This is a genomic window from Paraburkholderia sp. BCC1876 (assembly GCF_902833695.1).
Taxonomy (GTDB): domain Bacteria; phylum Pseudomonadota; class Gammaproteobacteria; order Burkholderiales; family Burkholderiaceae; genus Paraburkholderia.
The window spans coordinates 777,328-785,957 of sequence record NZ_CADFGI010000004.1 but is presented as its reverse complement, the minus strand read 5'-3'; the positions used below and the strand labels follow the sequence as shown (position 1 = coordinate 785,957).

Below are 8,630 nucleotides of genomic sequence, written 5' to 3'. Positions count from 1 at the left end.
GCGCCGAACTGGAATATCAGCCTGTTCCATTACCGCAATCAGGGCGCGGACTACAGCTCGATCCTGGTCGGCATCCAGGTGCCCGACAGCGAGAACCCCACGTTCGACCAGTTTCTCGCCACGCTCGGTTATCCGAACTGGGAAGAGACGCACAACCCGGTGTACCGCTTATTCCTCGCCTGACCTTTTAGGACCGAAACACGCAGATGGCTCTTACGCTTGTCGACAAACTGGTAGTGGCCATTTCGTCGCGCGCGCTGTTCGACTTCGAGGAAGAGAACCGCGTGTACGAGGACGGCAACCTTCAGCAATATGAAGCCCTGCAGCGCGACCGGCTGACCGTGCCCGCCAAACCCGGCGTGGCGTTTCCGCTGATTCGCAAGCTGCTGGCATTGAACGCGGGCGGGCATCGCGTGGAAGTAGTGATTTTGTCGCGCAGCGATCCGATCAGCGGATTGCGTGCGTTTCACTCGTGCCGCGAACATGGCCTTGCGATCGAGCGCGGCGTTTTTACTCGCGGGCGGGCGCCGTTCGGCTATCTGAAGCCGTTGAACGCGTCGCTGTTTCTGTCCGCGAATCGGGACGACGTGCGTGACGCGCTGGCCGCCGGATTCCCCGCCGCGCGCGTGTTGCCCGAATCGGCGAAAATGGCGAGCAAGTATCCGGACGAAATCCGCATTGCCTTCGACGGCGACGCGGTGCTGTTTTCCGATGAAGCCGAGCGCGTGTTCCAGAAAGACGGCCTGAAGGCATTCCTCGGTCATGAGATTCACAACAAGGATCTGCCGCTCGCGGACGGTCCGTTGAAGCCGTTGCTCGAAGCACTGCACCGGCTGCAAAAACTCGCGGATGAAGCTGCACCGATGCATATTCGTACGGCATTGGTGACGGCGCGCTCGGCGCCTGCGCATGAGCGCGCGATCCGCACTTTAATGGCGTGGAACATCGAAATCGACGAAGCGATGTTTCTCGGCGGCCTCGACAAGAGCGCATTTTTGCGCGAATTCGAGCCGGACTTTTTCTTCGACGACCAAATTGGCCATTGCGAATCGGCCCGCGTCGTGACGGCGACGGGGCACGTGCTGAGTGGCATCGTGAACGCATCATGACACCCGAACAATCACCGCTGGGCAAGGCTTCCACTTACACCGAACAGTACGACGCTTCGTTGCTGTTTCCGATTGCGCGCAAGAATGCGCGCGAGGCGATCGGCATTGGCGCGCAGTTGCCGTTTTTCGGCACGGACATCTGGAACGCGTATGAGTTGTCGTGGCTGAATGCGCGCGGCAAGCCGCAGATCGCGGTGGCGACGTTCTTCGTGCCGGCGGATTCGCCGAATATCGTCGAGTCGAAGTCGTTCAAGCTGTATCTCGGCTCATTTGCGCAGACGGCGTTTGAGTCGATGGAGGTGGTGCGCGACACGATCAAGCGGGACGTGTCTGCTTCGTGCGGGGCGACTGTGTCGGTGCATCTGACGGCGCCGTATGAGTTCGGCAAGTTGCAGATGGAGGAGTTTGAGGGGTTGTCGCTGGATCGGTTGGATCTGGATACCGATATTTATCAACCGGATGCTTCGTTACTGAGTGCCGCGCTCGATGAAGCGCCGGTTGAGGAGACGGTGTTTTCCAATCTGCTGAAGTCGAATTGTCCGGTGACTGGGCAACCGGATTGGGGCACGGTGCAGATCCATTATGTCGGGCCGCAGATCGATCATGCGGGGTTGTTGCGGTACATCATTTCTTATCGGAATCACACTGGGTTTCATGAGCAGTGTGTTGAGCGGATTTTTATTGATGTGCTGAAGGCTTGCAAGCCGGTCAAGCTCGCGGTGTATGCGCGCTACACGCGGCGCGGTGGGCTGGATATTAATCCGTTTCGCACCAACTATAATTTGCCGATGCCGGATAATATGCGGTTGGCGCGGCAATAAAATTCTGATTTTTTGTTTTGTCTGTTCTGTGGTTTGGGTGTGGTTTTTTGGTTGTTGGCCTTTCCTTGATTTGGTAGTGGTCTATTCGCGTTGCCCCTGTACGGGACAATGCTAATAGACCACCAAGAATGCAAGGAAAGGCCAACAACCCAAACCAAAACACAGCGAAACCAAACCCAATCAAGCCGCAGGCTTCTTATAAGCCACGCAATCCACTTCAACCCGACAATCAATCACCATCGAAGAAACCACACAAGCCCGCGCCGGCGGATTATCCCCAAAATACTCGCGAAAAACCTTATTAAACGAAGCAAAATCCCGCGGATCATCCAGCCAAACGCCACAGCGGACCACATCCTCCGCCCCATACCCGGCTTCCTTCAAAATCGCGAACACATTCTGAATCGCCTTGTGCGATTGCTCGACGATCCCGCCGTTGATCACTTCGCCATTCTCCATCGGAGTCTGTCCGGAAACGAACAACCAGCCATCCGCTTCAACCGCGCGAGCAAACGGCATGTGTTGACCACCCGTTCCCTTCCCGCCTTCAACGCCATAACGCTTCATCATCACACTCCTTAAAAAGTCCGGCACGCAGCGCAAACACCGCCACCTGCCACATCAATCAGAAAATCAGAAAAACCAAAAAATCGGAAAAAACAAACCGCTCAAAACGCGCCCTGCGCATCGCCCTTCGACGCCGCGCCGCGCGCCACGAAATGACCCGCCCGTTCCCCCGTCACTTCGCCATCGCGATACGTCAGCACGCCATTCACCCAAACCGCGTCGATCCCGTCCGCCGCCTGCTGCGGCTTTTCAAACGTCGCCGCGTCGCGCACCTTCGCGGGATCGAACAACACCAGATCCGCGTGATAGCCGATATGCACCTCGCCCCGCTCCGCCAACCCAAACCGGCGCGCGGACAGACCCGTCATCTTGCGCACCGCCTCTTCAAGCGGCAGCAAACCGGCGTCGCGCGCGTAATGCCCGAGCACACGCGGAAACGCTCCCCACAAGCGCGGATGCGGCAGCGGATCGTTCGGCAATCCGTCCGAGCCGACCATCGTCGCGGGATGCGAGAGAATGCGCCGCACGTCGTCCTCGGACATGTTGTGATACACCGCACCCGCCGGCTGCAAGCGCTTGCCCGCCTCCTGCTGCGTGACGCCCCACTCCGCCGCGATTTCCTTGACGAGCTTGCCCGCCATCTCCGGATGCGGTTCCGACCACGTAATCGTGATGTCGATATCGCCCGTCACCTGCTTCACATCCAGCGTCGACGAACTGCGGTTGTACGGATAACAATCGCAACCGATCGGCTGCAAACGCCGCGCGCCTTCGAGCGACTTCAGCACTTCCTCGCTGCGCCCCCAGTTCGACGGCCCCGCGCACTTCAAATGCGAAATCACCACCGGCACATGCGCGTGACGACCCACCCGGTACGCTTCGTCCATCGCGTCGAGAATCGCGTCGAACTCGGTGCGCATGTGTGTCGTGTAGAGCGCGCCAGCGGCGGCGAGCGGTTCGGCCAACGCCATCACCTCTTCGGTCGGCGCCGAAAACGCCGAGCCATATGCGAGCCCTGAACTCAGACCCAGCGCGCCATTCGCCAACGCCTCTTCGAGCTGCGCGCGCATGCCGTCGATTTCCCCGGCCGTCGCCGCGCGATCGAGCCGGTCCATCTGATTGCTGCGCAACGCCGTGTGCCCGATCAACGCGCCGACATTCACCGCCGGGCGCGCCGCGTTCACAGCGTCGACGTAAGCGGCGAACGTCGGATACTGGAACGCGTCGCGCTCGCCGAGCAGATTCATCGGATCCGGCGGGTCGCCCTTCAACGCCACCGGCGACGCGCTGATCCCGCAATTGCCGACGATCACCGTCGTCACGCCCTGCGTGATCTTCGGCAGCATTTGCGGCGAGCGGATCACGTGTGTGTCGTCGTGCGTGTGAACGTCGATGAAACCCGGCGCCAGCGCGCGCCCGTTCGCCTCGACCACGTCTTCGGCCAGCCAGTTGGACAGATTGCCGATCGCGACGATGCGCCCGTCGCGAACCGCGACATCGCGCTCCACCGGCGGCGCGCCGGTGCCGTCATACAGTTGCGCGCCGACGATCAGCGTGTCCGCGGCTTCGGGATGCGAGTGCATGGATCAGTCTCCTAACGGTTGTCGATCGCCGCCGCCGCGATGCGCGTCGAGCGCGTGCTTCATGCGGCGCAGCAATTCGCGGCTCTCGTCGCCCTGACTGACGGCGAGTTCGGTAACGAGCACATCGAGCGCCATCATCATCGCGTAGCGCGACGACGACGGCTTGTAAATGAAATCGGTTTCAAAAGCGACGATCGGGATCACCCAGTCGGCGAGTCTGGCGAGCGGCGAGGCCGGCGCGGTCAACGCGATCATGCTCGCGCCGTAGCTGCGCGCGATTTTGCAGTTCTCGACCATCTCGGGCACACGCCCGGTGGTGGACAGCGCAATCACCACGCACTCGCGCGACACCGTGCTCGCGACCATGCGCTGCAACAAGCCGTCCTGATAGGTCGCAACGGGCCGGCCGAGCCGCACGAGACGAAAGCGCATTTCGTCGGCGAGCGCGGTCGAACCGCCGCCCATGCCGAACACGTAGATCATCCGTGCGGCACGCAACGCGGCGGCCGCGTCGCTAAACGGCGCCTGCCGCAACAATTGATGGTTATGCGCGAGCGCGTTCTGCAATTCGTCGAAGATGCGGGTGGCGATCGGCTCGGGCGCGTCGCTCGCGCCGCCAGGCTGCAGGAAGCGCTGTCCGACGGCGGCCGCCTGCGCGAGCCGCAGTTTCAGTTCCCGCACGTCGCGGCAGCCCACTGCCTTGGCAAAGCGCGTGACGGTCGCGACGCTCACCTCGGCCTGCTGCGCAAGCGCACCGATGCTGGCGCGCGACGCGCCCGTCAGATCGTCGAGAATCAGCGCGGCGACCTTGCGCTCGGCCGAACGCAGTTCCGGCGCGCATTCGGCGATGCGCGCAACGATATCGAAGGTCAACGGCTCGGCGGTTGAGTTCATTGCAGACTGTGGGATGACGCCCGAAGGCTGACAAAAAGCCTTCGTCGGATTGTGAGGCGAACCGTGGTACTAAATAACATTTCTTCGATCATCGTACTTTCGGTAACATGCTAAAGTCAACTTTGATTCAATTTAACTGGACGATGGAGCAGGGAGACATGAAAGTTACAAACTATCAGGGCGCGACGATTGATCCTTATAGCAAGGGCTTGGGCATGGTTCCGGGCGCCAGCATCCAACTCACGGACACGGCACGCCTCGAGTGGAATCTGTTGAATGAAGACGTGAGCCTGCCGGCTGCCGTGCTGTATGCGGATCGCGTGGAACACAATCTGAAATGGATGCAGGCGTTCGTCGCGGAATATGGCGTCAAGCTCGCGCCGCACGGCAAGACCACCATGGCGCCGCAACTGTTTCGACGTCAGCTCGACACCGGCGCGTGGGGCATCACGCTCGCCACCGCACACCAGGTGCGCGCGGCGTATCACGGCGGCGTGTCGCGCATTCTGATGGCCAATCAACTGGTGGGCCGCCGCAACATGATGATGGTCGCGGAGTTGCTGAGCGATCCGGATTTCGAATTCTTCTGCCTCGTCGATTCGGTCGAAGGCGTCGAGCAGTTGGGCGAGTTCTTCACGTCGGTGCATAAGCAGTTGCAGGTGCTGCTCGAACTCGGCGTGCCGGGCGGCCGCACCGGCGTGCGCGACGAAGCGCAGCGCAACGCGGTGCTTGACGCGATCGCGCGTTATCCGGACGTGCTGAAGCTCGCCGGCGTCGAGTTGTATGAGGGCGTACTGAAGGAAGAACAGGAAGTGCGCGAGTTCCTGCAAAGCGCCGTGGCCGTTACGCGCACGCTGGTCGACGAAGGCCGCTTCGCGCGTACACCGGCGGTGTTGTCGGGCGCAGGATCAGCGTGGTACGACGTGGTCGCGGAAGAATTCGTGAAGGCGTCGGAAGACGGCAAGGTCGAGGTCGTGTTGCGTCCCGGCTGTTACCTCACGCATGACGTCGGCGTTTATCGCAAAGCGCAGACCGACATCTTCGCGCGTAATCCGGTCGCCAAAAAAATGGGCGAAGGCTTGCTGCCTGCGCTGCAATTGTGGGCGTATGTGCAGTCGATTCCCGAGCCGGATCGCGCCATCATCGGTCTCGGCAAGCGCGACTCCGCGTTCGACGCGGGCATGCCGGAACCGGCGCGCCACTACCGTCCGGGCAACGAAGCCCCGCGCGATGTCGCGGCGAGCGAAGGCTGGGAGATTTTCGGTTTGATGGATCAGCACGCGTATCTGCGGATTCCCGCCGGCGCCGATCTGAAAGTGGGCGACATGATCGCGTTCGACATTTCGCATCCGTGCCTGACGTTCGACAAGTGGCGTCAGGTGCTGGTGGTCGATCCGGCGTATCGCGTGACTGAAGTGATCGAGACGTTCTTCTGATTGTGTTCTGAACGGCGCGCTTTGCGAGGCATGTGAAGCGCGCCGGTAATGTCCTAACGCGACGCTGCGCTGTTCGCCGCTTCTGCTGATTGCGTAGCGCTCGCGTCAACGGCGTTAGCGGCGTTAGCGTTACCTGTTGCGACGACTTCCCCGATCCTCGCCTCGAGCATCTTCAACGCGCCAGACAGCGCGCCCAAAACGTCGTCCGGCAGCGCCGCCATCGTGTCGTGCACGAAGGCCTTGCGGCGCGGCAAACTGGCTTCCGTCGCCGCCTGCCCCGCTTCGGTCAGGCGCACGTTGGTCACGCGGTTGTCGCGCGTGTCCATGCTGCGCGCGATCCAGCCCAACGCTTCGAGCGTTTTCAACTGCCGCGTCAACGCGCCCGGATCCACCCGCAAGCGCTCCACCAGCCGCTTCTGCGACGATTCGCCGGCCTGGTCATGCAGCGCAAGCAGAATGCGCCAGCGCGGCAGCGGATGACCGACCTGCGCCTCGAACGCCGACATGAACGCCCGATAGGTGCGGCCGAATTGCTGCATGACGGCGACGTGATCCTGTTCTTCCATATCTTCAGTAAACCGGTAAGTCTAAAAAAATCAATCCGCGTGAATCACCGGCTCCAGCTTGCGCTGAAGCTTGACCGGCGGCACACGGCGGCTTTGCCACACCGACACCACGGCGATGATCGCCGCCATCGCGAGCCCCAGATGAATCGCGGCGACCAGCGCCTCACGCGCGCTTTCCAGCAGCATGGCGCCGTTGTGGCCCGCGTGCGTCAACTGGCTGAGCAAGGTGGTTTGCGCGTCGCGATTGATCAGAATCTGCGGATCGCCAAGATCGCTGAACCATTGCGACGCGTGATCGTTTTCCAGCGCGCTGCGCACGCCGCTCGCGTACATATGGCTGACCAGCGTGCCGGTGAGCGCCGTGCCGAGCATGCCGCCGATCATCCGCAGAGACTGCAGCAGCGCGGTGGCGATACCGAGGTGTTCGCGGCCGGCCGTCTGCTGCGCGAAGATCGTCAGGTTCGGCATCACGAAACCGAGACCCAGCCCGCCGATCACCATGAACGTCATCAGCAGCCATTGCGGCATGGCGCGCGTCGCGACAACCACGCCGAGACAGGCGAGCGCGAGAAGCGCAAAACCGATGTACAGCATCAGATTCGGATTGCGCACGCGCGACACGATGCGCCCGTTCGCGATACTGCCGATCGTGATGAACACCACCAGCGGCGTGATGACGAGCCCCGCTTCTTTCGGCGACATGCCGAAACCGCCCTGGAACAGCAACGGCGCGTAGAACAGCAGCGAGAACATCGAGAAACCGCCCAGCACGGCAAGCGTGAAGAGCGCGGCCAGACTGCGGTTGCGGAACATGTCGACGGGCAGGATCGCTGTCGGGCAGCGCTTTTCCCACTGCCACAGCGCGTAGGCCGAAGCGACGCTCAACGCGAGCAGCGCCAGCGCGCTCAACGTGACGCCATGCTTTGGCAGTAACTCGACGAACAATTGCAGCGAACCGAGCGCCACCGCGATCAGCACGGCGCCGGGCCAATCGAGCCGCATCTTGCCTTTATGCTCGACGTGCCGGAGGTGCGGCAGAAAGCGCCAGACGAAAAACAGCGACAGCAGCCCGACGGGCAGATTGACGTAGAAGACCGAACGCCAGCCGTAGTACTGCGTGAGGAAGCCGCCGAGCGACGGCCCCACCGCGTTAGCGATACCGAATGCCGAGCTCATCAGCACCTGCCAGCGCAAACGCACCACGGAATCGGGAAACAGATCGGGAATGCATGCGAAAGCGGTGCCGACCAGCATGCCGCCGCCAATGCCCTGTAGCCCACGCGCAAGCACGAGGAACATCATGCTGTTGGCGGCACCACACAGTACGGACGCGCCCGTGAACACCACGATCGAGGCGATCACGAACGGCTTGCGTCCGTAATAATCGCCGAGACGGCCGAAGATCGGCACGGTAATCACCGAGGTCAGCAAATACGACGTGGCGACCCACGCGTAGAGTTCGAACCCTTTGAGTTCCGAGACGATGGTGGGCAGCGCGGTGCCGACCACGGTCTGATCGAGCGCCACGAGCATCGTGACGAAGGAGATGCCGAGCATCGCCAGAAGCGATTCACGGAACGGTAAAACTTGCCCACTCGAGTGGTGGGCCGCGGTATGGACAGCCATTTTTGATAGAGCAACAGTTGACTCGTCA

8 protein-coding genes and 1 pseudogene are annotated in these 8,630 nt (G+C 61.6%); 4 read left to right on the top strand and 5 right to left on the bottom strand.

What is annotated here, in order from left to right:
• The 3 genes and pseudogenes from HWY05_RS18930 to queF all read left to right on the top strand — a co-directional run.
• Nucleotides 1-183, top strand: a pseudogene (locus tag HWY05_RS18930) (threonine ammonia-lyase, biosynthetic); the annotation flags it as partial.
• A 23-nt stretch (nt 184-206) separates the two neighbouring features.
• Nucleotides 207-1,109, top strand: coding sequence for a 5'-nucleotidase (locus HWY05_RS18925; protein WP_176059182.1), 903 nt, complete (start codon nt 207-209; stop codon nt 1,107-1,109).
• Nucleotides 1,106-1,930, top strand: coding sequence for an NADPH-dependent 7-cyano-7-deazaguanine reductase QueF (gene queF / locus HWY05_RS18920; protein WP_035553478.1), 825 nt, complete (start codon nt 1,106-1,108; stop codon nt 1,928-1,930). The genes HWY05_RS18925 and queF overlap by 4 nt, the downstream gene beginning before the upstream one ends.
• Nucleotides 1,931-2,110: 180 nt before the next feature.
• On the opposite strand, the gene HWY05_RS18915 is transcribed toward queF, so the two are convergent.
• From HWY05_RS18915 to HWY05_RS18905, 3 genes are all read right to left on the bottom strand, one after another.
• A complete protein-coding gene (locus tag HWY05_RS18915) occupies nt 2,111-2,497 on the bottom strand; it encodes a RidA family protein (protein ID WP_035562439.1) in 387 nt (128 codons plus the stop codon).
• 101 nt (nt 2,498-2,598) lie between these two features.
• Nucleotides 2,599-4,080, bottom strand: coding sequence for a D-aminoacylase (locus tag HWY05_RS18910; RefSeq protein WP_035553479.1), 1,482 nt, complete (start codon nt 4,078-4,080; stop codon nt 2,599-2,601).
• Between the two features lie 3 nt (nt 4,081-4,083).
• Nucleotides 4,084-4,974 carry a MurR/RpiR family transcriptional regulator gene (locus HWY05_RS18905; RefSeq protein ID WP_176059181.1) on the bottom strand — a complete coding sequence of 297 codons (891 nt, stop codon included), beginning with the start codon at nt 4,972-4,974 and terminating at the stop codon, nt 4,084-4,086.
• A 158-nt stretch (nt 4,975-5,132) separates the two neighbouring features.
• On the opposite strand from HWY05_RS18905, the gene HWY05_RS18900 reads away from it, so the two are divergent.
• Nucleotides 5,133-6,410, top strand: a complete 1,278-nt coding sequence (locus HWY05_RS18900; RefSeq protein ID WP_035553484.1) for an amino acid deaminase — start codon at nt 5,133-5,135, stop codon at nt 6,408-6,410.
• A gap of 53 nt (nt 6,411-6,463) precedes the next feature.
• Here HWY05_RS18900 and HWY05_RS18895 read toward each other — a convergent pair whose 3' ends face one another.
• Together HWY05_RS18895 and HWY05_RS18890 are read right to left on the bottom strand one after the other, a co-directional pair.
• Entirely contained in the window at nt 6,464-6,976 is a 513-nt protein-coding gene (locus tag HWY05_RS18895; protein WP_035553487.1) for a MarR family winged helix-turn-helix transcriptional regulator, read from the bottom strand.
• Between the two features lie 30 nt (nt 6,977-7,006).
• Nucleotides 7,007-8,602, bottom strand: a complete 1,596-nt coding sequence (locus HWY05_RS18890) for an MDR family MFS transporter (RefSeq protein WP_035553488.1) — start codon at nt 8,600-8,602, stop codon at nt 7,007-7,009.
• Between the last annotated feature and the right edge of the window lie 28 nt (nt 8,603-8,630).

Coding starts and splice junctions, on each gene's coding strand:
- HWY05_RS18925 (WP_176059182.1), top strand. CDS start 207: ATGGCTCTTACGCTTGTCGACAAACTGGTAGTGGCCATTTCGTCGCGC.
- queF (WP_035553478.1), top strand. CDS start 1,106: ATGACACCCGAACAATCACCGCTGGGCAAGGCTTCCACTTACACCGAA.
- HWY05_RS18915 (WP_035562439.1), bottom strand. CDS start 2,497: ATGAAGCGTTATGGCGTTGAAGGCGGGAAGGGAACGGGTGGTCAACAC.
- HWY05_RS18910 (WP_035553479.1), bottom strand. CDS start 4,080: ATGCACTCGCATCCCGAAGCCGCGGACACGCTGATCGTCGGCGCGCAA.
- HWY05_RS18905 (WP_176059181.1), bottom strand. CDS start 4,974: ATGAACTCAACCGCCGAGCCGTTGACCTTCGATATCGTTGCGCGCATC.
- HWY05_RS18900 (WP_035553484.1), top strand. CDS start 5,133: ATGAAAGTTACAAACTATCAGGGCGCGACGATTGATCCTTATAGCAAG.
- HWY05_RS18895 (WP_035553487.1), bottom strand. CDS start 6,976: ATGGAAGAACAGGATCACGTCGCCGTCATGCAGCAATTCGGCCGCACC.
- HWY05_RS18890 (WP_035553488.1), bottom strand. CDS start 8,602: ATGGCTGTCCATACCGCGGCCCACCACTCGAGTGGGCAAGTTTTACCG.